Raw genomic sequence first — 24,415 nt, forward strand, 5'->3', positions numbered from 1 at the left:
ATGGAAAAAATTTTTGTGGGACAAATAGATGAGTTAGCACCTAGAATGGGAAAAGAAATCATTGTGGGGGAACAAAAAATTGCTGTGTTTCGTTTAAGTGATGATCGTATCAAGGCAATTGAAAATGTTTGTCCCCATAAACAAGGACCGTTAGCGGAAGGAACGGTTTCTGGTGAGTATGTTTTTTGTCCGTTGCATGATTATAAAATCAATTTAACTGATGGACAAGTTCAAGAACCAGATGAAGGATGCGTTCGTGCATACGAAACTGTTGTTGAAGATGATCTTGTTTATATCATGGTGTAGTGATGGGAAAAGTTTATTTTGTGGGAGCAGGTTCAGGTGATCCTGAGCTATTGACTCTAAAAGGAAAAAGAGTATTGGAATCAGCTGATGTGATTATTTACGATCGGCTGGTCCATCCAGTATTATTGTATTTGGCCAAAGAGTCAGCTCATTTTATTTATAGTGGAAAGTATCCGAAAAATCATGTGTTGAAGCAAAAAAACATTAATCAATTATTGTTGGAAGAAGGCTTGAAAGAACAAAACGTAGTTCGCTTAAAGGGCGGTGATCCTGGGATTTTTGGTCGTGTTGGTGAAGAAATTGCGACGCTTCAAAGTGAAGGAATCAGTTATGAAATTGTACCAGGGGTTACAGCGGCATCAGCAGCTAGTAGCTACAGTGGTATTCCCTTAACGCATCGCGAGTATAGTAGTAAAGTGACCTTGGCGACTGCTCATCGTCAAGCTGGCGAAACGATCGATTTTAAGGGACTAACAGAAAATGGAACGATGTGTTTATATATGGGAGTAGAACGAGTAGAGAGTACTCAAAAGAAGCTTTTAGAGCAAGGTGTATCATCTCAATTACCAGCAGCTATCGTTGAATGGGGCAGTTTAGGAAGACAAAGAACGGTTACTGCAACGATTCAAACGATGGTGGAAGTGATTGAAAAACATCAAATTCAAAATCCTTCACTAATCATTTTAGGTAATGTGGTTTCTTGTCGTAATGGCGCAGATTGGTTTGAACAATTGCCTTTATTCGGACATCGAATTTTATTGATCGATACAGAAAAAATCGATTTTGAAACGATCATTTCGTATACTCAGCAAGGCGCAGATGTCTATGCTATCCAAGTTGGTGAAAATCGAGATCAGCGTTTTGATGAGGTTCATCAGCAGTATTTAAGAGATCACTATTTTGATGAAGTGGTGTACTTGAATGAAGAATTAAGGACAATGTATAAAAAACAGTGGGATGTTTTTAATAAACGGTTTGTTTAGGTAGCTTTGTGGGCTAGGCTCTCGAGAAAAAGATAAAAATGAAATGTGACCAAGAACGTCACAGTTAATTTTTCCTATTTTCTTGTCGAACCTAAGCGAGCCCATTCAGCTTTTAAATCTATCTAGCTTCGCGGGCTAACCTTTCGGAAAAAAGATAAATTATGAATAAGGCAAAGAGCACCTTAGTCATAATTTCCTATTTTTCTGTCAAGGTTAAACGAGCCCGCTACGCTTTTAAATCTATCTAGCTTCGCGGGCTAGCTCTTCGGAAAAAAGATAAAATCTGATTGTGGCAAAAAGCGCCACTCTCCTATTTTCCTATTTTTCTGTCAGAGCTAAACGAGCCCGCTACGCTTTTAAATTAGGAGGAAAAATATGGGTTCACTTCAACCACCAGAAATAGTGGATATTACAATTGAAAAAGGGGTTCAAAAGGCTCGGGGGAGTTTTTTGACCTTAGCAGTTTTAGGATTTTTAGCAGGTGTTTTTATTGCAGTGGCAGGTATTGCGATGATTCGGGCGATGGGGACGATGCCTAAAGAATGGGGATCATTGGTGAATGTGATTGGAGCGGCTGTTTTTCCATTTGGATTGATTTGTTTGTTACTCGCTGGCGGAGAATTGGTTACAGGGAATATGATGGTTGTTTCGATGGCGCTATTTGCTCGGAAAATCAGTGGCAAAGAGTGGGTAAGGAATATTGTGATCGTGACGATCTTTAACTTGCTGGGATCATTGTTTGTCGCTTATTTCTTTGGCTATCTGAGTGGCGCATTGCAAGGAGATTTTGCAGAGCGGGCGATCCAGGTTTCGCTTGGGAGAACCAAAGATACATTCTTACAAGGATTTCTTTCAGGAATTGCCTGTAATTTCTTGGTTAGTACAGCGGTTTACTTAAACTTTGCGGCTAAAGATTTTATCGGCAAAATCGTTGGGATTTTCCTACCGATCATGGGTTTTGTGATTTGTGGATTTCAGCACGTTGTGGCCAATATGTTTTTGATTCCGATGGGGATTCTTTTAGGAGGCAATACGGGGTCAGCGTTTTGGCAAAATATGATCAGTGTTTATCTGGGAAATATTATCGGCGGCGGCTTTTTTGTCGCAGGACTTTATTTTTTAGCGTATAAAGTTGGTACAGGGCAGTTGTCAAAAAAGTAAAATCTAGTATGATTGAAGAGAAGAAAAGATAAAGGAAGTAAGTAAAATGAAAACCGTCCGTGTCGGTACTAGAAATAGTCCCTTAGCAATGAAACAAACAATGATCGTTTTGGATCTACTGAAAAAAGTTCATGGAGAGTTTCCTGTAGAAATTGTTCCAATGACGACAAAAGGAGATCAGATGCTTTCTGTCAGTTTAGCGAAAATTGGTGGAAAAGGTTTATTTATCAATGAAGTCGAGCAAGCTTTAGTGGCAGGAACAATCGATTTTGCAGTACATAGCTTGAAAGATATGCCGGCTAAAGTGGCAGACGGATTGACATTAGCAGCAATTCCAGAAAGAAGTGATCCTTCTGATTGTTTGATTTTTCGTGAGGTGACTTCTTTTGAAGAGCTGCCAAAAAAAGCGAGAATAGGGACTAGTAGCTTGCGACGAGAGTTTCAAATGAAAAACTTACGGGAAGATTTCCAAGTGGAATCCATTCGTGGAAATGTTGGGACTCGTTTGAAGCGGATGGAAGAACAACAATTGGACGGAATCGTGCTAGCAACTGCTGGTTTGAAGCGTTTAAATTGGTTTGATGCTCCTAATTATCCTTATACTATTTTAACGAGTGAGCAATGTATACCTGCTGTAGGACAAGGAGCATTGGCTGTTGAATGTCGTAGTGAAGATCTTGAGATGCGTGCGTTTTTACAGCAAATCAATCATCCTGCTACTAGAGAATTAGTGATGGAAGAACGAGCCTTTTTAGCAACCTTAAATGGAAATTGTGATATCCCGATTGGGGCCTATGCAGTTAAAGAAGGCAGAGACTATCATTTTTCTGGGTTTTTAGGTGACAAAGAGCTGAAGCAGTCTTTTACCGAAACGGTGGTTGTTCAAGAATTAGCGGGTATTGGAAAGCAAGTCGCAGAACATTTATTAAATAGAATAGCTAAGGAATCATTATGAAGAACATTCTTTTAACACGTTTGATAGAAGATAATCAAGAGGATCGTGTGTTTTTTCAGGGAAAAGGCTTTAAAACGGTAGAAATTCCCTTACTTACTTTAAGGAAAAGAAATGCCAGCAGTTCGTTTGAAAAAAAGTTGAACCAGTGCGAGTGGGTCTTTTTAACAAGCCAGCATGCAGCGGAATTTTTTTTCCAGAATCAAATGAGCGATCAGCTGCAGACAAAAAAGTTTGCGGTCATTGGAGTGAAAACGGCGCAGGTACTTTTAGCACATCATGTGGCGGTAGATTTTCAAGCCCTTGTTCCTACAAAGCAAACCATGTTTGAAGAATGGTCAAGCAGATTTATGATGCCGACGACTATTTTTTATCCTAAAAGTAATTTAGCGGATGATCTAGGAGAGGCTGAGTTGATGGCAAAAGGTCATTGTTTGCATACGTCTATTCTTTATGACAATGTTTTCTCTGAGAATAGTCAGCGACGTTTAAAGAAATGCTTAGTAGAGGAAGAAGTAAGTGCAGTGTATCTTGCAAGCCCTTCGTTATGGCAGCGATTTTTATCCGTTTTTATGGAAACTGGTTTAACAAAAATGCCAAAATTATATTGCCTAGGCTCTACGACTCAACAAGCAATTGCAAGGGATGGCTATGAGGTCTGTATGAAAGAAAAGTATTGTTGAAAGGACAAGTGTTGTTCCTTTTAATGATGCTTTTTTTAATGAAACAAACTAGTTGACTAGAAAAATAAAACAAGTAAAATGAGTAGTCCAGAGTATTGCTGTACTTTAGAATTATGAGTTGGTTTGTTTTGCGGAATATTAAATAATAAGGGGGATTTTAAATGAGTAGAGAAATTATTTTATACATTGCTGCAAGTGTTGATGGGTATATTGCAGAGGCTGACGGAAGTATTGACTTTTTAGGCGGCGGAATTGAATTAGTTGAAGAAGACACGAGTTATCAAGAATTAATGGAAAAAATCGATACAGTAGTGATGGGGCGAACAACGTATGATCAAGTTGTTAATGAGTTATCCCCAGATGAATATCCTTATGAAGAGCAAATGTCTTATATTATCACCAGTCATCCAGACGAGAATACTGAAAAATTAATGTTTACTAGTCAAAATCCAGTGGAATTGGTTCAAAAATTAAAAAAACAAGAGGGTAAAGCGATTTGGATCGTTGGTGGTGCCAGTATTATTGCACCATTAGTAGAAGCAAAGTTGATCGATACTTATATTCTTACAACGATACCAAAAATTTTAGGCAAAGGAATTCCTTTATTTAATGAATTCAACGGACCTGTTGCATTAAAAGTAGAGCAAGTTTACGTGAAAAACGATATGGTGTATACAACCTATTCTAATAAATAAGTAAAATGAGTACGGATCGGTTTATACGATTCGTTCTTTTTTTATTTCTATTTCAGTATATACAAAATAGTATATACTTAGTATAATAGAGAAAAATAGATAGGAAAGGAGATTTTTACGATCAAAAAGTTGGCGGCGTACAAAATATTGGTAGCGCTAGCATATGCCTTCTTATCTTCATTGGCATTAAATTTCTTTTGGTTACCAGGAAACATTTATGCTAACGGCATTACTGGACTGTCTCAACTGATTTCCACTGTTTTAAAAACAACGCAAGGGGTAACAGTCTCGATTCCTTTGCTGGTTTTAGTATTTAATTTGCCTTTACTCGTTGTTTCTTGGTTTAAAATCGATCGAGAGTTTACGGTTTATACGATTTTTGCTGTGTTTATGACCGCATTGTTTATGCGGATGATTCCTGTTGTTCCTTTGACCTCGGACCCTGTTATCTGCGCTGTCTTCGGTGGTGTGCTGCATGGCATATCAGTGGGGATCACATTGAAAAGTGATTTTTCCACAGGGGGCTTAGATATAATAGGTATCGTTGTTCGAAAAGCGACGGGAAAGAGTATCGGCACGGTTTTTATTATCTTTAATTTATGTGTTCAATTTGCAGCAGGTTTTCTTTATGGTTGGCAGTTCGCATTTTATAGCGCATTGTCTGTTTTTATCAGTGGTCGTATGGTTGATTATGTGAACACAAAGCAGCAAAAAGTCCAAGTCATGATCGTGACGAATCAAGCAGAATATGTGATTGGTCGCTTGCATCAAACGTTGAAGAGAGGAATCACGGTTATCAACGATGTGGAAGGCGCTTTTGATCATCAGCAGAAGAAATTACTGGTTGTAGTGGTGGCAAAAAAAGAGTTGAAGCAATTAAATGAGGCAGTGAATGAAGCTGATGCAGGAGCGTTTGTCAGTGTTTCTTCTGGCGTCTCAACCAATACTGCTTTTTATGAATGGTAAATTCTGGTGAGGATAGTTCTTGAAACGACTTTCGATTATAATAAAGCTAAGGATATGATTAGATAGGAGAATAAAAATGGCGAAAAAACAAAGCGTCTTTCAAGAAGTAGCAAAGCAAATCCAAGAAAAAATCGATAAAGGCCTTTATGTTAGTTCACAACGCCTTCCTTCTGAATATGATTTAGCTAAGGAGTTTGGTGTCAGTCGTTTAACGGTAAGAAAAGCAATCGATGAGCTTATTTCTAGAAATATTTTAGTGAAACAAAAAGGCAAAGGGACCTATGTGATGACACAGCAAAAAATTCAAAGTGGACGTGCTGGATTACAAGGATTTACAGAAGCCGCAAAATCTTATGGCAAAACATCAAAAACCGAAGTCATCCGTTTTGAATTAGTGACAGAGATACCAGAAGAAGTGACGAGGGCTTTGGAATTGAACGATCAGGAGGCTACGTATCACATAGTTCGTTTACGCTCATACGACAATGAACCGATGACAGTAGAAGATTTATATATTCGGTCGATTTATTTGCCCGAAGTCACAGAAAAACAGTTAAAAGGTTCACTGTTTGAATTGATCGAAAAACAAATCGAGATTGCGTATTCTCATCAAGAAGTTGAAGCTATTTTAGTGACAAAAGAACTGAGTCCTTTGCTAAAAGTTGAAGCAGGCGAACCACTATTAATGGTTCATTCAATCACTTATTCTGTTACTGCCACACCGATTTTATATGATATATCATACTATCGTGCGGATCGTTATACGTTTAAAAATACACTACACCGCACGACAACTTAGCATCAAAACTAAAAAAGTCAGGTGAAAGAAATGGAAACAATCAGAACGCGTATCAAAGCAGCTATTCAAACAAATCAACAACACTTTTTAGAAGAGTTGACCAAAATAATGGAAGTCCCAAGCGTGAAGGGACAAGCGGAAGTAGGAGCACCTTTCGGGAAAGAACCTAGACGAGCATTAGAAACCGTGTTAGCGTTAGCAGAAAGCTATGGTTTTCAAACAGAGATTGTCAACGATGCAGTAGGTTTTGCTCAATATGGGAACGATCCAGAATATATTGGTGTTGTGGGGCATTTAGATGTGGTTCCAGCTGGTAATGGTTGGGACTTTCTGCCGTTTTCTTTAAGCGAACAAGACGGTCGTTTATTTGGTAGAGGGATCTTGGATAATAAAGGACCAGCTTTTGCTTGTTTATATGGATTGAAATTGCTGAAAGAGCTGGACATTCCGTTGGAAAAAACGGTTCGGGTGATTTTTGGAACAGACGAGGAAAGCGGCTCTGCTGATTTGCCTTTGTATCTAGCAGAAGAACAACCACCGATTTTTGGGTTTACACCAGACTGTAAATATCCAGTCGTTTATGGGGAACGAGGGATCGTCAATATTGAACTGATAACGCCATTTTCTGAAGCTGATTTGTCAGCGCTGGGGGCGATTGAGGGCGACCAAGCGAAAGATCATGTGCCAGACGAATTAATTGTCGACTTAAAGAATGGACAACACGTTGAAGTAATCGGAAAACGAGCACCGACAAATGCACCAGAACTAGGAGTAAACGCGATTACCTTATTAGCTGAAAAATTGATGAATGAAGCAAGTCTAGCGGAATCGCTTAAAAAATATTTTAAATGGGTGTTTGATTCTTTACACGAAAAGCATTATGGTGAAGGGTTTAATTTAGCATTAGCAGATGAAGATTCGGGCAAGTTGATACTAACACCTTATGAATTGCGTAAGACAGATAAGGAACTGGTATTGTCGATTGCCATTCGTTATCCTGTCACGTTCCAAGAAGAAGAAATTATTGAGCGCGTTCATGCGATTGTGATGGCGCATACGGAAGTTGTGATTGTAAGAAGTATGAAGGGAACGAATTTTCCAAAAGATGATCCGAATGTTCTTGCATTAGCTGAAGTTTATGAAAAAGTCACTGGATTAGATGGTACGCCGGTTACGACAACGGGCGCAACTTATGCCAGAACAATGCCGAATATCGTCGCTTTCGGCCCCTCATTTCCAGGTCAAAAAGGGATTGCTCATAATAAAAATGAATATATGGATTTAAACGATTTACTACTAAATCTAGAGATTTATACCTTAGCACTTTATAAACTAGCGGCAAAAAAATAAACGCTATAAAAAAGTATCCAACCTCCTTTAAAACGATAGGAAGCTGGATACTTTTGTTTTATAAATTGGTTACATTACAGATAAAGCAATCAAATCAATCAGTACATGAGCGATCCAAGATCCCCAAATACTCTTACCCATTTTTAAGTAAGCGATATTCAAAATCAAACGAGCAACACCTTGTAAAAGTAAGACATGTGCCACTGTAGAGAACCAAGAGCCATCCCAATAAGAAGGAATGTGCATCAGACCAAAAACAAGTGCGCTTAGTAATGTACTGGCAATAAGAGGAAGCCCCTTACTTTGTGCCGCTTCTAGTATCCCAATTCCTAATAATTCTTCACCCATCAACATAAAAGGCAACATGAGAATAATTGCACCTAAATGACCAGAGGCAGGATTTGCTGCCCAGTTAAAGCCTAAACTTTTTGAAAGTAATCCAATAACTAGTCCAATAACAAAATAACTCAGAACAGCTACAGGAATCACCCATAATTTACGTGGTTTATGAAACGCTGATTTACTATCTTTTCCAAACGCCAACATCCAAGCAAGGGCACCGCCAACAAAAAGTCCCCACCAAGCCCAAGAAAAAGCCATCAATCCCCAAAAGCCAATAAGCATTAATAAAGCACCGCCAACTAGTCTCATAGTTGAGCTGTGTAAAGTGTCATTTGTTTTCATCTAAAATTCCTCCTACTAACATTTCATGAGACCTATCCACAGTGACTCACGAGAAGTAAACATTGTTTTAATCCCATTTATTTCTTAACTCAAATGAGAGAGAATAACTGAAATGTCTTTGACCAATTATACTTTCTATAAGAAAATTAAGAAAAAGATGTGCTTGTTGATCCAAGTAGTCCTTCGGATAAGATGAATTTTACAATGATTAATACGCATTCGTTTAATAGGTAGCCTATTTGCTACCAAAAAATAATGTCTAAAGCGTTCTATTAGTGAGCAAGCAATATTCCTGATACTATAAAGGAAATCCAAAAAGTAGAGGGAACGAATGAAAACATACGGGGAATTGATTCGTGAGCTACGAATAAAAAAAGGCATTTCGCAAAAACAATTGTATGAGAAAATCATGTCCAAGTCTTATGCAATTCGGTTTGAGCAAGGAAAACATGAAATTTCTTTTTATTTATTAAAGTTGATCTTAGACCAATTATCGATGGAAGTGGACGAATTTTTATTTATTTTCAATGGGTATCATTCTTCTGAAATTGAGCAATTTTACTATGAATATGGTGAAAAAGGAAATCAAAATGATATAGATGGGCTAATTTCAATGAGGACGAAACTTCAAAAGAATCCTACTTCTGTGCAAGCTGAACTGAGAATCGCTGAATTAACTGCCAGGATCGAACAGCTGACTGCCTATGAAAAAACAGGCATCTATTCAAAAAAAGTGATTGATAAGCACTCGTTAATGATCATTCAAGAATACTTATCTAAGGTTCAGACGTGGACATTAGGAGAATTAAGATTGTTTGCCAATACATTGGATTATATCGATTATGAAAGAAAATCAGAGTATTTTGAGACCTTGTTACGATCAATTGATCGCTATAAAAATTTTGAACGAGGAAGAAAAGTTATTTGTACGCTTTTGATTAATGAAATTCATGAGTTGGTGTTAGCGAATGACTTAGTGAATGTGGAGCGTTTGATGAATAAACTGAACGAGTTTACCACGGGTGTGGATGAAATGTTTTTTAGAAACTATTGTTTATTTTATGAAGGATTGCTTTTGGACTTAAAGGGAGAACCAAAATCTGGACGAAAAAAAGTTGAACAAGCAATCGAAATATTTACTGTTTTGGGATATCAGCATCAAGCAGAGCTATCAAGGTCTATCTATCAAAAATTATCTGTCAATTGAGCGAAACATAAGTGCTAAATAGGAGACTTTTTCTGATAGTTTCAGAAAATGAATATAAAATAAGTGCAAATAGAAATGGAGGAATCACCATGCTAATTACAACAACAGAAAAAATTCCAGGGAAAGAATATGAAGTATTAGGGGAAGTATTTGGTCTGACGACACAATCAAAAAATGTGTTTAAGAACATTGGGGCCAATTTGAAAAATATCGTCGGTGGTGAGATTCGAGCATACACAGAAATGTTGGAAGAATCAAGAGAAACTGCGATTGAACGCTTAAAAAGCAATGCTGAAAAATTAGGGGCAGATGCCGTTGTGATGATGCGTTTTGATTCAGGATCGATTGGAACGGATATGCAATCGGTGGCAGCTTATGGCACAGCGGTAAAATTTAAATCGACAGAACAGTAAAATAATAGGAATCACCATTAACAGTAGGGCGAGACACAAACAGTTCCATGTTTGTCTTACCCTACTTTTTTTAGTAAAAACAAATTTAGTATATACTAAATTGTATATATCGTGTATAATGCAATTATAAAAATGAAAACGCTATTTTAAAGGATGTGGATGTAAATGTCATGGGGAATGATCGCTACTTGGAGAATGGCACACGATGGTGTCACTCAAGCAAGTGAAGCGTTGAGTAACAACGGTCAAGCAGGAGATGCTATCGAGACAACGATTCGAACAGTTGAAGATTATCCATACTATAAGTCAGTTGGCTTTGGCGGTTTACCTAACGCTGAAGGGATTTTAGAAATGGATGCTGCTTTTATGGATGGAGACACATTTAAGATTGGCGCAGTTGCTGGGATCACAGATACGAAAAATCCGATTTCTGTTGCTAGAAAATTAAGTGATGAAAAGTTCAACAGTTTTAGAGTTGGGGATGGTGCAACAAAATATGCCATGCTTAATGGATTTGAACGGAAAAACATGTTGACTCAAAGAGCTCATAGAATTTGGGAAAAGCGCGTAGAAGAAATCGCGAAAAGTAATTTAAGTCCCTATGATGGACATGATACGATTGGCGCGATTTCTCTTGACACAAATGGCAGTATGGCCGCTGGGACTTCTAGTTCAGGTTTGTTTATGAAAAAACCAGGACGTGTGGGAGACTCGCCGTTATCTGGATCAGGTTTTTACGTGGATAGTGAAATAGGGGGAGCAACGGCTACAGGGTTAGGAGAAGATTTGATGAAAGGGTGTTTGGCTTATGAAATCGTTCGGCAGATGGGAGAAGGAAAAACGCCACAAGAAGCTTGCGATCAAGCAGTTTACACCTTTCATGATACGTTGACGAAACGCTATGGTAAAGCAGGCGCCTTCTCTTTGGTCGCAATGAATAATACCGGTCAATGGGGCGTTGCTACCAATGTTGAGTTTACCTTTAGTGTAGCGAATGACCAGGAAAAACCAGCAATCTATCTAGCCAATATGGGTGAAAATCATCAAACGATCATTGAACCGATCACCCAAGAATGGCTGGATGCTTATGAAAAACGAATCAAAGCACCTATTGATTAATAAACCAATGAAGGAGAGAAGAGCATGAGTAAAAAGAAGATTTATTTATTTTGTGATGCAGGAATGTCGACAAGTATTATGGTCAACAAAATGATGGAAGTGGTCACTAAACATCAAATGCCGCTAGAAATTACAGCATTTCCAGTTGCTAGAGCGCAAGAAGTAGTGGATCAGGAGAAACCAGTCGCAATTTTATTAGGTCCTCAAGTTCGTTTTTTACTTGAAAAAACCAAAGAGCAATTTGCGCCGCAAGGAATTCCTGTAGCCGCGATCACACCCGAAATCTACGGTATGATGGACGGTGAAAAAGCTTTAAAAGAAGCATTGAAACTAATTAAATCAACTAAAAAATAACGAAGATGGGAGCGTCTCTATATGAAAAAGTTTTTGGATTGGTTGGAACGCATTTTGACACCGATGGCCAAAGTCATTGGGGAAAACAAATATCTTGTCGCGATTCGTGATGGCTTTTTACTCTCTACTCCTTTATTGATCGTAGGTTCTATTTTTCTTTTGATAGCAAACTTTCCTTTGCCTCAATGGGATCAGTGGATGTCAGCAATCTTAGGAGCGGATTGGGCTGAGCATATGGCGGTTCCTGCCAATGCGAGTTTTGATGTTATGACTATTTTAGCGGTGGTTGGTATTGCCTACAGTTTAGGTCGCCAATTTAAAGTGGATGCAATGCAGGCTGGAATTATTGCATTGGTGTCATTTTTCATTGTAACGCCTTATTACACAGAGTATACGCCAGAAGGGACAGAACAATTAGTTGAAGTTGCGAGCTTGCCGCTAAAATGGATGGGGTCTAACGGTTTGTTTTTAGGGATGATCGTTGCGTTGATTTCCACACGGATTTTTGTCTGGGTACTAAGTAAAGGCTGGACGATCAAAATGCCAGATGGTGTACCTCCCACTGTAGTGAAATCCTTCGAAGCTCTGATTCCAAGTTTTATTGTGGTCATGATTTTCTTTGTGGCAGATTGGTTGGTTAGCTTAACTTCATATGGAAACTTGCAAGCAATTATTTTTGACTTTTTACAAACGCCATTATTAGCATTAGGTAATACACTTGGGGCAATGATCATTGCTTATGTATTCTTACATTTTTTCTGGTTCTTCGGTATCAACGGCAGCAGTGTTGTTGGAGCGGTTTTTAATCCAGTTTTAAGAGCTTTATCTGTTGAAAATTTAGATGCCTATAAACATGGACAAGAAATTCCAAATATTATCACTGGCCAATTTCAAGATATGTTCGCTACATTTGGCGGTGCGGGTTCGACACTTTCGTTGATTGTGGTCATGGTCATTTTTTGTAAGAGCCAAAGAATTAAAAAATTATCACAATTATCTTTAGTACCAGGAATTTTCGGCATCAATGAACCAATTATTTTTGGGTTACCGATTGTATTGAATCCATTGATTTTAATTCCATTTGCTTTAGTACCAACGATCAATATCATTATTGCGTATTTTGCAATGGATTGGGGGCTAGTTCCTTTAACTAATGGAATTCAGTTGCCGTGGACTACACCAATTATATTTTCAGGATTTTTGGTAAGCGGCTGGCAAGGAGCTGTTTTACAAGGATTACTATTTGTTTTAGGAATGTTTATCTACTATCCATTTATTAAAGTAATGGATGATCAATACTTACGTGAAGAAGCACAAGCAGTAGAAACAGAGGAAGAAGAAGACATTGATTTCGATGATTTCGACTTTGATGATATTTAGAAAGAAGGTTCTTTGATGAAAAGAATTATACTCGTATTGAATCATGTACAGGCAGGAATGGGGAGTGATGAAAATGCCCATTTAGCTCCTGGCGGTAAGAAAGCAGCGATGGGTCCAGGTCAGACATTAAGTCCATTCTTTGAAGAACAGGATGCACAAATTGTAGCCACTCTTTATTGTGGCGATCAATATTATTTAGAAAATCAAGAAGAAGTGACGAAAAAATTTGTAGGCTTTGCTAAAAAGTTCGAAGCCGATGCTATTCTATGTGGTCCAGCCATGCAGTACCCAAACTTTGGAGAAATGGCCGCTAAATTAGCGATTTCCTTTAATCAATATGGGCTTCCAGCAGTTGCGGCAATGTCTGTTGAAAACCCAGCGACAGAGAAATATAAAAGACAAATTCCAATCGTTAAAATGCCGAAAAAAGGCGGCATTGGCTTGAATGATTCATTTAAAAATATGGCACGATTGACTGCTAAAAAAGCACATGGACAAGACACGACAACAGTGGAAAAAGAGGTTTGCTTTTGATAAGTTCAGCTTATCAAACCGTTCAAAGCAGATAACACTCTAAGAGTACTCCTATAAGTAAGCGGAACAGACGTAAAACAAATGCATTTGTTTTACGTCTGTTTCTATAGATTGAGAGTCAGAGCAAAATTAGAAGGGATCTCCCCTTTGACAAACCGTAAAAAAAGAGCTATTATTATTATATTGATTGACTACATATGTAGTTTTGTCTAGTGGATCAAGAAAACGGTAAAAAGGAGACTTTTTATGTCAGATAATAAAAAAACATTAACTATCACTGATGCAGAATGGGAAGTCATGCGTGTTGCTTGGGCGACACAAGAAACCACAAGTAAAGAAGTGACCGATATTCTTAATGAAAAAACTGAGTGGAAAAGTACAACAGTCAAGACTTTACTGAGTCGTTTAGTCGATAAAGGAATGTTAGGTACCACACGTAATGGCAATAAGTTTACCTATTTTCCATTAGTGGAAGAACGCAAAAGTATCGAGGCACTCTCGAAAGAGTTGTTGACCAAAGTTTGTAGTAAGAAAGTCGGAAATGTTCTTGAATCAATTATCGATGACAGTCTACTAAGTTTTGACGATATCGATCAATTGGAAAGACTACTGAAAGAAAAACGAAAGTCAGCAGTAAAAGAAGTGCCCTGTAACTGTATCAAAGGGCAATGTCAGTGTCATTTAGTTAGTTAGTAGTGCTAAAAAAACAATTATAAGGAGTGTTTATCAATGGAAAAAACAGTAACGATCAACGGAATGAAATGTGATGGGTGCGTAAACATCGTCAAAGAAAATTTTGAAAAAATTGCAGGAGTTCAATCTGCAAATGTTGATTTAGAGAACAAATCAGCATCAGTAACAAGTGATAGAGAAATTTCAAATACTGAATTGCAAAATTCATTATCAGAAACAAAATTTACTGTAGCATAAAAATAAGCTGAACGAAAAGAATGTTTATTCAAATAGAAGTGTGGGCAAAACTAAAACAGTTTTGCACCACACTTTTTTTGTATACTAATGGTGCAGCGATTCGCTAGTGCAAAAGAATGTCTGCGCTTACAATTTTGCAATTAAATGTTGCAACAATCTCCACTAATCAATCACCCCGTCCAACTATATAATGAAATCAGACAAGGAGAGAAGCAAATGAAAGATCGAACGATACAAATATTTAAACGATTTATTTGGTCAGATTATTCTTTGACTCTGGATGAATTAAGCGAGGATTTCCAAGTCAGCAATCGAACAATCAGAAATGAGATTAAAGAGATCAATGCATTTCTCATCAGTCATAAATTGTCAGAGATTAAAACGATCCGAAACAGAGGAATGGTTTTAACACTAGAGCAATCAGAAAGAAAACAACTAGAGATCGTCATTGATGAAAAAAATGAATTTGACTATTTGAGCCGAGAAGAGCGGATTTTTGACTTGATTTTGGCTTTTTCTTTGTCGGAGCATCCTGTTTTTTTATATCAAAAGGAATCAGAGTATCAAATATCAAAAAGTACAATGGATGAAGATATGCGAAGGGTCAGAAATACTCTTCTCGCGTATGGTATCGAAGTGTTGAGTATTCCTAAACAAGGGATCGTTTTAAAAGGATCAGAGCGAACGATACGAACGATGATTTATGATGTGATCAACCAATCAATTGATAGTTTACGCTTTCTTGATGAAAAAGAAGCTGGTTTAAGTGTTTCAGAAAAACATTTATTTCGCTATATTCCTAAAAAGGTATTAAAAAAAATCGATCATGTATATCATCAAACGATTTCTTCAAGAGAAGATATTTATCGCAATCAGTTAGTCATGTTTACAGCTGTTTGGTTAAGTCGCTATTTAAGACAAGAATTGATTCCAAGTTCTGATTGGGAAGTTTGGGATACAGAGCAAAATAAGCGTAGACTTTCTTTTGTTCATCAATTGTGTCGCACTTTAGCAGTTAGACCTCCGGTATCAGAATTGAATTATATCTTGTTTATGTTGGAAACTTTTAATACTGGGAGCATAAGCAATTCTGTTGAGTGGGTACAAGCCCAATTGTTGTCGATTCAGCTGATTCAATTTGTCGAACAAACGACGCAAATTCCCTTTTCTAAAAAAGAAGAATCCCTACATGAAGGCTTATATCGTCATATGGCTGGTTTGATCAGTCGGGTGAAAAGTGAAATACAAATTTTAAACCCGTTAAAAGAAACGGTAAAACGGTATTACGGCAATATTTATTTTGCGATTGAAACATTTGCGCCAACGATTGAAGCAATCACTAAAAATGAACTCAGCGAGGACGAAATTGCCTTTTTGACAATTCACTTTTCGACTTCGGTAAGTGCGATCAATCAAGAGCTGCAATATACCTATAAGGCAGTTGTAGTCTGTAATCATGGAACAGCTACCGGTCGATTATTGGCAGAACATTTGAAAGAACTATTTAGTATTGAGATAGTAGCTGTTCTAAGTACAGGTGAGATGGAACTGATCAAAAAACTAGATGTTGATTTGATTTTTTCAACACTGAGTTTAACCTATCCTGACAAGCCGATTTTAGTTGTAGATCCGATAATCAAAGTAGAGAGTCGAAAAAATATTCAAGAGTTCTTAGAACGAAATAGGCAGTTTAAACGTTTAGTAAATACTGACAATGATTCTACGGAGTTATTTTATAAGGTTCTTGATTTAGTTAAAGAAAGTGGCGGTACGATTTCTAGCGATATCTATCAACAGTTAGAGACCACTTTTGATCAGAATCATTTAAAGATAAATAAAAGGGAGTTGCAGCCGATGCTGAAAGATGTCTTGAAAAAAAGTGATATCTTGTTACTGGAAAAATGTCCAGATTGGGAGAGTACGATTCGACGAGTAGCACGTCCACTCTTAAAAGAAAACTGTATTAATGAATCATATGTAAAGGCAATGATTGCTTCTGTCAATGAATTTGGGCCATACATCGTGATGGGAAAACATCTCGCTTTAGCCCATGCGAGGCCAGAAGATGGCGTTAATAGATTAGGTATAAGTGTTGCAACATTAGCTGAACCTGTTGTCTTTGGCAATGAAGCCAACGATCCTGTAAAAATTATTTTTTGTCTGGCAGCGGTGGATTCATTTTCCCACTTAAATATTATGAAAAGCTTGATTGAATTGATTAACGACGAGACAAAAATAAATCGATTAGTGCGGTGTAGTAGTGTCTCTGATTTTGAAGCAATTTTATATGAAGAGTGTTAAAGGAAACAAAAATAATAAAATGACTGGAGCGAATCATCATGAAAAAACTAACGATTCTATTTGTTTGCGGAGCAGGGTTAGGGAGTAGTTTTGCGGCTCAAATGGCGGCTGAAGATGTCTTAAATCAGAAAGGGGTGGAAGCAAAACTTGAGCATACAGATATTTCATCAGCAGTTTCTATGAATCCAGATATCATAATTACCGCGCAAAACTTTCAAACACAATTTGAAAAATTTAGTATCGATGAGGAAAAAACAGCGATCATTTATCTGAAAAATATTGTTTCAAAAGCCGAAATAGATGAAAAGATCACACCAGTTTTACAAGCAAAAGGGGCTATTTAACCAAAAAATCATAATGGAGGGGCTTTATCATGGGGGTAGTTAATTTTATCATCGAGAATATTTTGACACAGGCATCGATCACGATCAGCTTAATAGCTATGCTAGGATTGATTTTACAGAAAAAATCGATTGGTCAAGTGTTATCAGGTTCATTAAAAACATTGTTAGGGTTTCAAGTTTTAAGTGCTGGCTCTAGTATTATTGTGGGGAGTCTGACTTATTTTGGTGAGATTTTTACAGAAGGATTTCATATGCAAGGAATTATTCCTTCTATCGAAGCGATCAATGGTCAAGCAATGAATGAGCTGGGCTTAGGACGGGATATTGCGTTAACATTTTTAGCTATTTTTGTATTTAATATTTTGATTGCTCGTTTTACAAAGTGGAAGTATATTTTCTTAACAGGTCAAGCGATTTTATGGATGGCGACGATGACGACGGTTTTTGGGTATTTTGCCGGACTTCGTGGGATCGTATTGATCATTGTGGGAGGATTTATCGGGGGTGTTTTCGCTGTTGCTATGCCAGCGATCGCACAGCCTTTTATTAGGAAAATAACTGGGTCAAATGATATTGCCTTGGGACATTTTTGTACGATCGGTTATTTATTTGAGGCAGGTGTTGCTTGGATTTTTGGTGAACGTGGTGAAAACAAAAAGTCGGTGGAAGATATTAAATTACCGAAATCCTTTGAGTTTCTTCAAGATACGTATTTGTCTGTGATGGTCGTGATGGTTCCTTTATATATCGTAACGGTATTGTTTGCGGGTGAAACATTTGCGTCAACGTTATCCGGCAATCAAAACTATATTATGTTTGCCTTTTTACAAGCCATTCAATTTGTAGTGGGTGTGTATGTATTGCTGGCTGGTGTTCGTTTATTACTTGGAGAAATCGTACCAGCCTTTAGAGGAATTGCAATGAAATTAGTACCAAATGCGATTCCAGCGTTAGATTGTCCAGTGTTTTTCCCATATAGCCCAAATGCAGTGATTCTAGGCTTTATCACAACCACGATCGGTGCTGTTTTAGCGATGTTCATTTTGCCAACATTTGGTTTGGCGATGATTTTACCAGGGATGCTGACGAACTTTTTTGCAGGTGGTACAGCAGGGATTTTTGGAAATGCAGTTGGCGGCAGACGTGGCGCAATCATCGGGGGGATCGCACATGGTTTCTTTATTACGTTATTACCAGCACTATTAGTGACGATTTTCAATAGTATGGGCTTCGTCAATGCTACAGCGACTGATGTGGATACTGTCACAGCGGCTCTCTTATATGCTTGGATCATAAGCCCGATCATGAAAGCTTTTTAAAAAGGGGTGAAAATATGTTTGATTTCCTGAAAAAGAAACAAAAGAGCGTTGTGAAACCAGAAGTAGAAGAAGTTTTGACAGAGGAAGAAAAAAGTGAACTTCGTAAAAAAGTTGATGAACTTGCGCTAGAAATAAATAGCGTCCAGCTGACTGACACAATACTGGCTAAAAAATACGAAGAAACAGGTTTATTACTAGCAAAACTACATGAAATCGATCAAGCAGTCATAGCGCTAGAAAAAAGTCAGTCCTATCAAAATAGTATCGGATCAGGCTACAAAAAATTAATGAGCTTGTACAATCAAAAAAGAGCAGAAGCTGCAAGAAATGGCGATGACACTGGAATTGAGCAGTGGATGAATAAAATGGACGATATGCGACAAATCGCCAAAAAAGTAACGATCAGCGGTCAGTAAAATTGAAAGATGAGGGAGAAATACATGTATACAACATTGAAAGAAGTCACGAAAACAGCAGAAGAATTGAATTTTACAGTGGGGGCTTTTAATGCCCACAATTTAGAAATGTTGCCAGAAATGATTCGAGCAGCCAAAGAAATGGGTGCCCCGATCATTATCCAAACCAGTGTGGATACAGCCAAATACATTGGGTACGATGTATTAGTTTCAGTTGTCAAAACAATGGCTGAAAAAGAAATGGTGGATGCAGTGCTTCATTTGGATCATGCTAGAAATTTTGACGATATCAAAGAAGCAATCGATCTTGGCTACACGTCGGTCATGTATGATGGCTCTCATTTACCTTTTAAAGAAAATATTTTAAAAACAAAAGCTGTAGTGGAATATGCACATAAAAAAGGTGTTTCTGTTGAAGGAGAACTCGGAACGATCGGCGGTACTGAAGAAGGGATCCATGTAGAGGAAAACGACAAAGTCTACACAAAACCAGAAGATGCCCGTACTTTTGTAGATGCCACAGGAATCGATGCCTTAGCCATTGCAATCGGGACGAATCACGGTCAATTTAAATCCAAAACGGAAGTCAATTTGCCCTTATTAAAAGAAATTAACGCGATTGTTGATATTCCATTAGTTATTCACGGCGGAACGGGTGTCAAAGAAGAAGACTATCCTGAACTAATTAATAATGGTATTCGCAAATTCAATGTGGGGACTGAACTCTTAGTTAATTGGACTAAAACAGCGAAAGAATCATTTGAACAAACTGCAGTCAATAAATCATTACGCTACAATGTAATTCCAGCTAATGAAGCATGTCACGATATCGTCAAGCATAAAATAGGCTTGTTTCTGAATGTGGAAAACCCAATCCATATAGGGTAGTCAAATGAAAAAATTATTGATTTTACTTGCTGGCAGTCCGGCAACAGGGAAAACCTATCTGATCCAAAAAATCAGAGAACAGATTCCGAATATCTTCCTGATTACACCAGATGAAGGCAAAGAATTGTTTGCTGACTCAGTTGGTTTTGATTCGCTTGCTGAGAAGTCTGAGTTAGAAAAGAGAGTTTGGCGCTTTTATTATGGTGTTCTAGCGCTATATATGGATGCTGGGAAACAAGTGATTGTGTCAGAATATCCATTTAGCGATAAACAAAAAAGCACGCTTTCAAAACTAGCCAATACTTATGCGTACGAAGTGATTACGATTCGCCTAGTTGCTGATTTCGATGTGTTATGGGAAAGAAGAAATGTACGAGATCTGGAACCAGAGCGGCATCTCAGTCATTTAATGACGCACTATCATTATCTTGATCAATTAGAGGATCGAAGCAAAGCGGACAATCACATTACAAAAGAGGCATTCAAACAAATAATCCAAACAAGAAAATATAACGAATTTCAGTTAGGAGAAGTTCATGAGTTTGATGTTACTGATTATGGGAAAGTAGATTATAGCCATTTGATTCACTATTTGAAACGAAAAGTCGAAAGTGAAAATTAAAAAATAGTCATCAATTAGTTGACTAAAAACCGCCCAATGCGTTTTATGCATTGGGCGGTTTTTAGGGAATTTCATACTCTTTATTCAGATTTTCGGTAATCTGAATAAAACGAATCGCTTAGTTTTTATCTCTGCGATAAACCATTAAATAATTCATAAGCATGACACCGTTACGGTATTTTACTTTTTGTTCCACTAGCTCAAAGCCAAGTGATTCAAAAAACGGTTTAGCTGTGATCGATGAATAGACCGTCAGCTCTTTTGCTCCAGCTTTCAGTGCATGATCCATTAAATCTTTAGCTAGCATCTTCCCGATACCATAGCCGATCCATTTTTTATCTACATACAAGTAATCAAGTTCACCTGTATCCGTGATGTTACCAAAACCGATAACTTCCATTCGATTTAGAGCAACCATAGCATAGGTCGGTGCAAGTCTAGCATGCCATTGATCATAATCAGGTGTTAGTTGGACCCATTGATCGATTTGTTGTTGCGTATAGTCTTTTTTATTGATTGCTTGAACGGTTCCATTAAATATAGTCAGTATGTCTTTCAGGTCTGATTGCTGATATTTTCTCAAACTGAATACAGTCATTATTCACTCACTCCTATTCATTAAGCTTAGTTTAATCACATAATAGAAATATGTCAAAGTATAATTGACAGAATAGAGTATTTTTTAGCAAAATAATTACCCTATTAACTTATCGAGCAATCAAGTATAATAATGCTTAATAAACAAATGAGGTGAGTTGATATGCAACGACTAGAAAAAGTAAGCAATATTCTCGCTGAACAAACCAAAAACCAAGAAACAATTGAAAAATTGAAAGGGGTTACGGCTCAAGAAATCAGTGAACAATTATCTTTGGCAAGAAATACTGTCAGCGAAGATTTAAATAAATTACTGACCAAGGAAGAAGCGGTCAGAGTGAAAAGTCGTCCTGTTTTATTTTTTAGTAAACAGGAATTAGAAAAAATCTATGGCTGTTCCTTTAAGGAACAACTATCTTTTAAAAACTTAGAGGCATTGACTGTGTTTTTAAACGCACAAAAACCAGATGAATTGTTGCACGAAGAAAATCATAAGTTAGAAGAGTTTTCAGAAATCATCGGATATAAAGGCAGTTTAAAAGATAGTATTGAAAAATTAAAAGCAGCTGTTCTCTATCCACCAAATGGTTTAAACATTTTATTAGGTGGTGAATCTGGGGTTGGGAAAACGTTATTGGCTGAAGCACTCCATCGCTATTACGAAACCTTTGTAAGTGAAGAAATGCCATTTATTTATTTTAATTGCTCAGAATATTTTAACAACCCAGAGCTACTGACGACCCATCTTTTTGGCTATAAAAAAGGTAGTTTTACAGGAGCGGTTGAAGATAAAGCAGGGCTTGTTGAATATGCTGACCAAGGGTTTTTATTTTTAGATGAAGTCCATCGGTTACCGAGTGAGGGACAGGAAAAGCTTTTCACATTACTGGATAAAGGTTATTTTTCTAGAATGGGTGAAGCGGATGTTAAAAGAGCGGTCAATATTCGCTTTATTTTTGCGACAACAGAAGATTTTTCGCAAACCTTTTTAAAAACCTTTCTCCGTCGAATTCCTGTGTCTCTGATGCTCCCTTCTGTTAAAGAAAGACCTATCCAAGAAAAAATCGAATTAGTGATCAAATTTTTTCAAAATGAAAGTCGTAAAATCAAAAAAGATATCACGGTTCAGTATCAAGTGATCGAACAATTAGTGTTTAAAAAATATACAGGTAACGTAGGGGAAATGAAATCCGAAATTCAATTCATTTGTGCACAAGGTTATCTAAAACAGATTGAAAAGCAATCAGTAGCATTGATGATCGACCAAACATTATTATTGAATGAAGAACCTTTAGAAAAAGATGCGAAAGATCAAATTGCTTTAAAAGAACTCTTGGATGGTAAGAGCTTAAAGATAAAATCAGATGATCGAACATCAGCCAGCCATTATTTTACAACGAGAGATAAAATCAACGATGCGTTCTATGATTTTTTATTAAAAGAATTTTCCAATTTGAAAAATAGCAATATTCCCCAAAAAGAAGTGGCTTCGATCCTACAGAAAAAAATCGATCAATTATTTGATATGCGTTTATTTGAACCGATGGCTAAAACACAATCGATGCGAACCATTGATGAGAGCTTTGAGCAAAAAATAGCTGAATTAACAGCCTATATCTCTGAGCTGACAGGCTTTACAATTCAAAAAAATCTTATAGAAGTGCTGGCGAATCATGTTTATTCTACTTTGTTATTTATGGAGATTCCTAATGATGATTTTTATCTATATTCTAGCCAGTTAATGTTAGGCCGACTTGAAAATTATGATATTTCAAAAAAAATCGTAGAAAAAGTCTCGACCCTTTTTTCAGTAGAATTGCCTAAAACAGAAATTACTTATTTTGGCTTGCTGCTTAGAAAATTAAAACAAGCAGACAGCCAGTATCAGCGTAATGACGAGTGCGGTGTAATAGTTGTCGCACACGGCTCAACGACTGCTACGAGCATGGCGGAATATTCTAATATTTTATTTTCTAGTAATCTCCTAAAAGCTGTCAATATGCCAATTCATCAAACTGTGGAAGAAACACTTGAGAAGGTTAAAACTATTATTAAAATCAATAAGTATAAACGATTGATTTTGTTAGTGGATATTGGCTCACTGGTTTATTTTGGTAATCTGATCAGTGAAGAATTTGGGATCGATGTATTACTGGTCAAAAATATCAATTTGTTATCACTGCTTGAAGTTTCTAGAGAAGTAATTTATGAATCAACTGATTTCAACTACTTACTTCCTGTATTGAATGAAAAAGGACACCTTTCATCTATTTGCAAAAAAGGGCATTTTTTTGATTCAAAAGTACTTATCGTTTCTTGTATGACTGGACTTGGGACGGCATTAAAAATCGAAAAACTAATCATCGATGTCTTCCAAGAAGAGGTGTTGCAAAACATCCGAATACTAACACTAGATAATAGTGAAATACAAGATATCGAGCGGATTCACCAACATATTCGAGCAGATGAAAAATTAGTTGGGATCGTGGGCACTTTTCAAACAGAAGTACCTGATATTCCATTTATTCCATTAGAAGAATTGTTTTCAGAAAAAGGCGTAGAACGTCTCTTGCTATTATTCGGTTATGATATGTCAGATAAAAAGAATCGGGTGCTGAAAGATAAAATAGCGAAACGTTACGTACATGGATTGTCTTTAAAAGCGATCATCAATCATATTACTGTATTAAATCCGCAACGCTTATCGATCGAAGTCAGCCAGATTTATGATGATTTGTGTCGACAATTGAATTTGAATAGTGATGAAAAAATCATGTTGCGCTTTTTGATCCATACTTGTTGTACGGTGGAACGTTTGGTGATCAATAATGAATACAGCACATCTGATTATAATGTGTCGTACAAAGACATCCCAAATGAAGCATCTGTCATAAAAATGGCCTTCCGTCCCTTGGAAGTGTCGTACAATGTTCAATTTTCACCATTAGAAATAAAATATATTTATGAATTAATTTATGGCAATTGAGAATAATTAAGAAGTCCGTAACACTATTAACAGATGGTGTTAGGGGCTTTTTCTGTTTAAACTTCGCCCTTATTATTAAACTACGCAGTAATGTGCTAAGTTCATTTAATTGTATATTTTAAATGAGTTTTATTTTACGACAGATTATTGGCACAGGACTTGCTATTTAGTTAAGCAAAGGGAGAAATAAAAAAGGTTGTTGGATTGAGATAGGTGAAGATGTGCTGTGTTATCTAGCTTCACGGGCTAGGCTCTCGAGAAAAAGATAAAAATTAAATGTGACCAAGAACGTCACAGTTAATTTTTCCTATTTTCTTGTCGAACCTAAGCGAGCCCATTCAGCTTTTAAATCTATCTAGCTTCACGGGTTAACCTTTTGGAAAAAAGATAAATTATAAATGAGGCAAAAAGCGCGTCATTCATATT

General features: G+C 37.1%; 26 protein-coding genes. 24 read left to right on the forward strand and 2 right to left on the reverse strand.

The genetic code is table 11. The features are described from left to right. The 9 genes from nirD to I580_RS15465 all read left to right on the forward strand — a co-directional run bounded on the left by nirD (position 1) and on the right by I580_RS15465 (position 7,895). Positions 1-306, forward strand: a complete 306-nt coding sequence (gene nirD / locus I580_RS15425) for a nitrite reductase small subunit NirD (RefSeq protein ID WP_010770827.1) — start codon at positions 1-3, stop codon at positions 304-306. A 2-nt stretch (positions 307-308) separates the two neighbouring features. Beyond that, positions 309-1,289 (forward strand): uroporphyrinogen-III C-methyltransferase, encoded by a 981-nt coding sequence (cobA, locus tag I580_RS15430; protein ID WP_034860010.1) that lies wholly within the window; start codon positions 309-311, stop codon positions 1,287-1,289. A gap of 375 nt (positions 1,290-1,664) precedes the next feature. After that, positions 1,665-2,450, forward strand: coding sequence for a formate/nitrite transporter family protein (locus tag I580_RS15435; RefSeq protein ID WP_010770829.1), 786 nt, complete (start codon positions 1,665-1,667; stop codon positions 2,448-2,450). A 46-nt stretch (positions 2,451-2,496) separates the two neighbouring features. Beyond that, entirely contained in the window at positions 2,497-3,405 is a 909-nt protein-coding gene (gene hemC / locus I580_RS15440; protein WP_010770830.1) for a hydroxymethylbilane synthase, read from the forward strand. Continuing rightward, the gene (locus I580_RS15445) at positions 3,402-4,085 is read left to right on the forward strand and encodes a uroporphyrinogen-III synthase (RefSeq protein WP_010770831.1); all 684 of its coding nucleotides are present in this window, start codon (positions 3,402-3,404) and stop codon (positions 4,083-4,085) included. Before hemC ends, I580_RS15445 begins: the two co-directional genes overlap by 4 nt. A gap of 161 nt (positions 4,086-4,246) precedes the next feature. Then, positions 4,247-4,780 (forward strand): dihydrofolate reductase family protein, encoded by a 534-nt coding sequence (locus I580_RS15450; protein WP_010770832.1) that lies wholly within the window; start codon positions 4,247-4,249, stop codon positions 4,778-4,780. Positions 4,781-4,909: 129 nt separating this feature from the next. Continuing rightward, entirely contained in the window at positions 4,910-5,746 is an 837-nt protein-coding gene (locus I580_RS15455; RefSeq protein ID WP_143141712.1) for a YitT family protein, read from the forward strand. Between the two features lie 76 nt (positions 5,747-5,822). After that, on the forward strand, positions 5,823-6,545 hold the full coding sequence (locus I580_RS15460; protein ID WP_010770834.1) for a GntR family transcriptional regulator, LSA1692 subfamily: 723 nt from the start codon (positions 5,823-5,825) through the stop codon (positions 6,543-6,545). Positions 6,546-6,575: 30 nt separating this feature from the next. Beyond that, a complete protein-coding gene (locus I580_RS15465; RefSeq protein WP_010770835.1) occupies positions 6,576-7,895 on the forward strand; it encodes a Sapep family Mn(2+)-dependent dipeptidase in 1,320 nt (439 codons plus the stop codon). A gap of 69 nt (positions 7,896-7,964) precedes the next feature. On the opposite strand, the gene I580_RS15470 is transcribed toward I580_RS15465, so the two are convergent. Further along, the gene (locus I580_RS15470; protein ID WP_010770836.1) at positions 7,965-8,579 is read right to left on the reverse strand and encodes a CPBP family intramembrane glutamic endopeptidase; all 615 of its coding nucleotides are present in this window, start codon (positions 8,577-8,579) and stop codon (positions 7,965-7,967) included. A 331-nt stretch (positions 8,580-8,910) separates the two neighbouring features. Between I580_RS15470 and I580_RS15475 the strand changes: the two genes are divergently transcribed. The 14 genes from I580_RS15475 (at position 8,911) to I580_RS15540 (ending at position 20,406) form a co-directional block, all read left to right on the forward strand. Further along, entirely contained in the window at positions 8,911-9,786 is an 876-nt protein-coding gene (locus tag I580_RS15475; protein ID WP_010770837.1) for a helix-turn-helix domain-containing protein, read from the forward strand. Between the two features lie 89 nt (positions 9,787-9,875). Next, a complete protein-coding gene (locus tag I580_RS15480) occupies positions 9,876-10,199 on the forward strand; it encodes a heavy metal-binding domain-containing protein (protein ID WP_010770838.1) in 324 nt (107 codons plus the stop codon). Between the two features lie 165 nt (positions 10,200-10,364). Beyond that, positions 10,365-11,318: a glycosylasparaginase gene (locus tag I580_RS15485; protein ID WP_010770839.1), complete on the forward strand. Its 954-nt coding sequence runs from the start codon at positions 10,365-10,367 to the stop codon at positions 11,316-11,318. Between the two features lie 24 nt (positions 11,319-11,342). Beyond that, the gene (locus I580_RS15490; RefSeq protein WP_010770840.1) at positions 11,343-11,672 is read left to right on the forward strand and encodes a PTS sugar transporter subunit IIB; all 330 of its coding nucleotides are present in this window, start codon (positions 11,343-11,345) and stop codon (positions 11,670-11,672) included. Between the two features lie 21 nt (positions 11,673-11,693). Next, entirely contained in the window at positions 11,694-13,052 is a 1,359-nt protein-coding gene (gene celB / locus I580_RS15495; protein WP_010770841.1) for a PTS cellobiose transporter subunit IIC, read from the forward strand. 15 nt (positions 13,053-13,067) lie between these two features. After that, positions 13,068-13,586 (forward strand): GrdB-related putative oxidoreductase, encoded by a 519-nt coding sequence (locus tag I580_RS15500; protein WP_010770842.1) that lies wholly within the window; start codon positions 13,068-13,070, stop codon positions 13,584-13,586. A 246-nt stretch (positions 13,587-13,832) separates the two neighbouring features. Then, positions 13,833-14,279, forward strand: a complete 447-nt coding sequence (locus I580_RS15505) for a CopY/TcrY family copper transport repressor (RefSeq protein WP_010770843.1) — start codon at positions 13,833-13,835, stop codon at positions 14,277-14,279. A 36-nt stretch (positions 14,280-14,315) separates the two neighbouring features. Continuing rightward, positions 14,316-14,516, forward strand: a complete 201-nt coding sequence (locus I580_RS15510) for a heavy-metal-associated domain-containing protein (RefSeq protein ID WP_010770844.1) — start codon at positions 14,316-14,318, stop codon at positions 14,514-14,516. A 216-nt stretch (positions 14,517-14,732) separates the two neighbouring features. Beyond that, positions 14,733-16,817 carry a BglG family transcription antiterminator gene (locus tag I580_RS15515; protein ID WP_010770845.1) on the forward strand — a complete coding sequence of 695 codons (2,085 nt, stop codon included), beginning with the start codon at positions 14,733-14,735 and terminating at the stop codon, positions 16,815-16,817. A gap of 38 nt (positions 16,818-16,855) precedes the next feature. Continuing rightward, positions 16,856-17,161, forward strand: a complete 306-nt coding sequence (locus I580_RS15520) for a PTS sugar transporter subunit IIB (protein ID WP_010770846.1) — start codon at positions 16,856-16,858, stop codon at positions 17,159-17,161. Positions 17,162-17,190: 29 nt separating this feature from the next. Next, complete coding sequence (locus tag I580_RS15525) at positions 17,191-18,480, forward strand: PTS sugar transporter subunit IIC (protein WP_010770847.1); 1,290 nt, start codon at positions 17,191-17,193, stop codon at positions 18,478-18,480. 14 nt (positions 18,481-18,494) lie between these two features. Beyond that, positions 18,495-18,896, forward strand: coding sequence for a hypothetical protein (locus I580_RS15530; protein WP_010770848.1), 402 nt, complete (start codon positions 18,495-18,497; stop codon positions 18,894-18,896). A gap of 24 nt (positions 18,897-18,920) precedes the next feature. Next, the gene (locus I580_RS15535) at positions 18,921-19,784 is read left to right on the forward strand and encodes a class II fructose-bisphosphate aldolase (RefSeq protein ID WP_010770849.1); all 864 of its coding nucleotides are present in this window, start codon (positions 18,921-18,923) and stop codon (positions 19,782-19,784) included. Between the two features lie 4 nt (positions 19,785-19,788). Further along, positions 19,789-20,406: a P-loop nucleotide/nucleoside kinase family protein gene (locus I580_RS15540; RefSeq protein ID WP_010770850.1), complete on the forward strand. Its 618-nt coding sequence runs from the start codon at positions 19,789-19,791 to the stop codon at positions 20,404-20,406. A gap of 118 nt (positions 20,407-20,524) precedes the next feature. Here the strand turns inward: I580_RS15540 and I580_RS15545 are convergent, their stop codons facing one another. Continuing rightward, entirely contained in the window at positions 20,525-21,004 is a 480-nt protein-coding gene (locus I580_RS15545) for a GNAT family N-acetyltransferase (protein ID WP_010770851.1), read from the reverse strand. Positions 21,005-21,166: 162 nt separating this feature from the next. Here I580_RS15545 and I580_RS15550 point away from each other — a divergent pair, with 162 nt between their 5' ends. Next, positions 21,167-23,989 (forward strand): sigma 54-interacting transcriptional regulator, encoded by a 2,823-nt coding sequence (locus I580_RS15550; protein ID WP_010770852.1) that lies wholly within the window; start codon positions 21,167-21,169, stop codon positions 23,987-23,989. Positions 23,990-24,415: the final 426 nt, after the last annotated feature.

This window comes from Enterococcus caccae ATCC BAA-1240 (genome assembly GCF_000407145.1).
Taxonomy (GTDB): Bacteria; Bacillota; Bacilli; order Lactobacillales; family Enterococcaceae; genus Enterococcus_L; species Enterococcus_L caccae.

What these genes read in the sequence shown, in the direction of transcription:
- I580_RS15550 (WP_010770852.1), top strand. Translation starts at nt 21,167, where the DNA reads ATGCAACGACTAGAAAAAGTAAGCAATATTCTCGCTGAACAAACCAAA.
- I580_RS15475 (WP_010770837.1), top strand. Translation starts at nt 8,911, where the DNA reads ATGAAAACATACGGGGAATTGATTCGTGAGCTACGAATAAAAAAAGGC.
- I580_RS15465 (WP_010770835.1), top strand. Translation starts at nt 6,576, where the DNA reads ATGGAAACAATCAGAACGCGTATCAAAGCAGCTATTCAAACAAATCAA.
- I580_RS15520 (WP_010770846.1), top strand. Translation starts at nt 16,856, where the DNA reads ATGAAAAAACTAACGATTCTATTTGTTTGCGGAGCAGGGTTAGGGAGT.
- I580_RS15460 (WP_010770834.1), top strand. Translation starts at nt 5,823, where the DNA reads ATGGCGAAAAAACAAAGCGTCTTTCAAGAAGTAGCAAAGCAAATCCAA.
- celB (WP_010770841.1), top strand. Translation starts at nt 11,694, where the DNA reads ATGAAAAAGTTTTTGGATTGGTTGGAACGCATTTTGACACCGATGGCC.
- I580_RS15435 (WP_010770829.1), top strand. Translation starts at nt 1,665, where the DNA reads ATGGGTTCACTTCAACCACCAGAAATAGTGGATATTACAATTGAAAAA.
- hemC (WP_010770830.1), top strand. Translation starts at nt 2,497, where the DNA reads ATGAAAACCGTCCGTGTCGGTACTAGAAATAGTCCCTTAGCAATGAAA.
- I580_RS15515 (WP_010770845.1), top strand. Translation starts at nt 14,733, where the DNA reads ATGAAAGATCGAACGATACAAATATTTAAACGATTTATTTGGTCAGAT.
- I580_RS15500 (WP_010770842.1), top strand. Translation starts at nt 13,068, where the DNA reads ATGAAAAGAATTATACTCGTATTGAATCATGTACAGGCAGGAATGGGG.
- I580_RS15540 (WP_010770850.1), top strand. Translation starts at nt 19,789, where the DNA reads ATGAAAAAATTATTGATTTTACTTGCTGGCAGTCCGGCAACAGGGAAA.
- nirD (WP_010770827.1), top strand. Translation starts at nt 1, where the DNA reads ATGGAAAAAATTTTTGTGGGACAAATAGATGAGTTAGCACCTAGAATG.
- I580_RS15530 (WP_010770848.1), top strand. Translation starts at nt 18,495, where the DNA reads ATGTTTGATTTCCTGAAAAAGAAACAAAAGAGCGTTGTGAAACCAGAA.
- I580_RS15505 (WP_010770843.1), top strand. Translation starts at nt 13,833, where the DNA reads ATGTCAGATAATAAAAAAACATTAACTATCACTGATGCAGAATGGGAA.
- I580_RS15445 (WP_010770831.1), top strand. Translation starts at nt 3,402, where the DNA reads ATGAAGAACATTCTTTTAACACGTTTGATAGAAGATAATCAAGAGGAT.
- I580_RS15525 (WP_010770847.1), top strand. Translation starts at nt 17,191, where the DNA reads ATGGGGGTAGTTAATTTTATCATCGAGAATATTTTGACACAGGCATCG.
- I580_RS15545 (WP_010770851.1), bottom strand. Translation starts at nt 21,004, where the DNA reads ATGACTGTATTCAGTTTGAGAAAATATCAGCAATCAGACCTGAAAGAC.
- I580_RS15480 (WP_010770838.1), top strand. Translation starts at nt 9,876, where the DNA reads ATGCTAATTACAACAACAGAAAAAATTCCAGGGAAAGAATATGAAGTA.
- I580_RS15510 (WP_010770844.1), top strand. Translation starts at nt 14,316, where the DNA reads ATGGAAAAAACAGTAACGATCAACGGAATGAAATGTGATGGGTGCGTA.
- I580_RS15490 (WP_010770840.1), top strand. Translation starts at nt 11,343, where the DNA reads ATGAGTAAAAAGAAGATTTATTTATTTTGTGATGCAGGAATGTCGACA.
- I580_RS15450 (WP_010770832.1), top strand. Translation starts at nt 4,247, where the DNA reads ATGAGTAGAGAAATTATTTTATACATTGCTGCAAGTGTTGATGGGTAT.
- cobA (WP_034860010.1), top strand. Translation starts at nt 309, where the DNA reads ATGGGAAAAGTTTATTTTGTGGGAGCAGGTTCAGGTGATCCTGAGCTA.
- I580_RS15485 (WP_010770839.1), top strand. Translation starts at nt 10,365, where the DNA reads ATGTCATGGGGAATGATCGCTACTTGGAGAATGGCACACGATGGTGTC.
- I580_RS15535 (WP_010770849.1), top strand. Translation starts at nt 18,921, where the DNA reads ATGTATACAACATTGAAAGAAGTCACGAAAACAGCAGAAGAATTGAAT.
- I580_RS15470 (WP_010770836.1), bottom strand. Translation starts at nt 8,579, where the DNA reads ATGAAAACAAATGACACTTTACACAGCTCAACTATGAGACTAGTTGGC.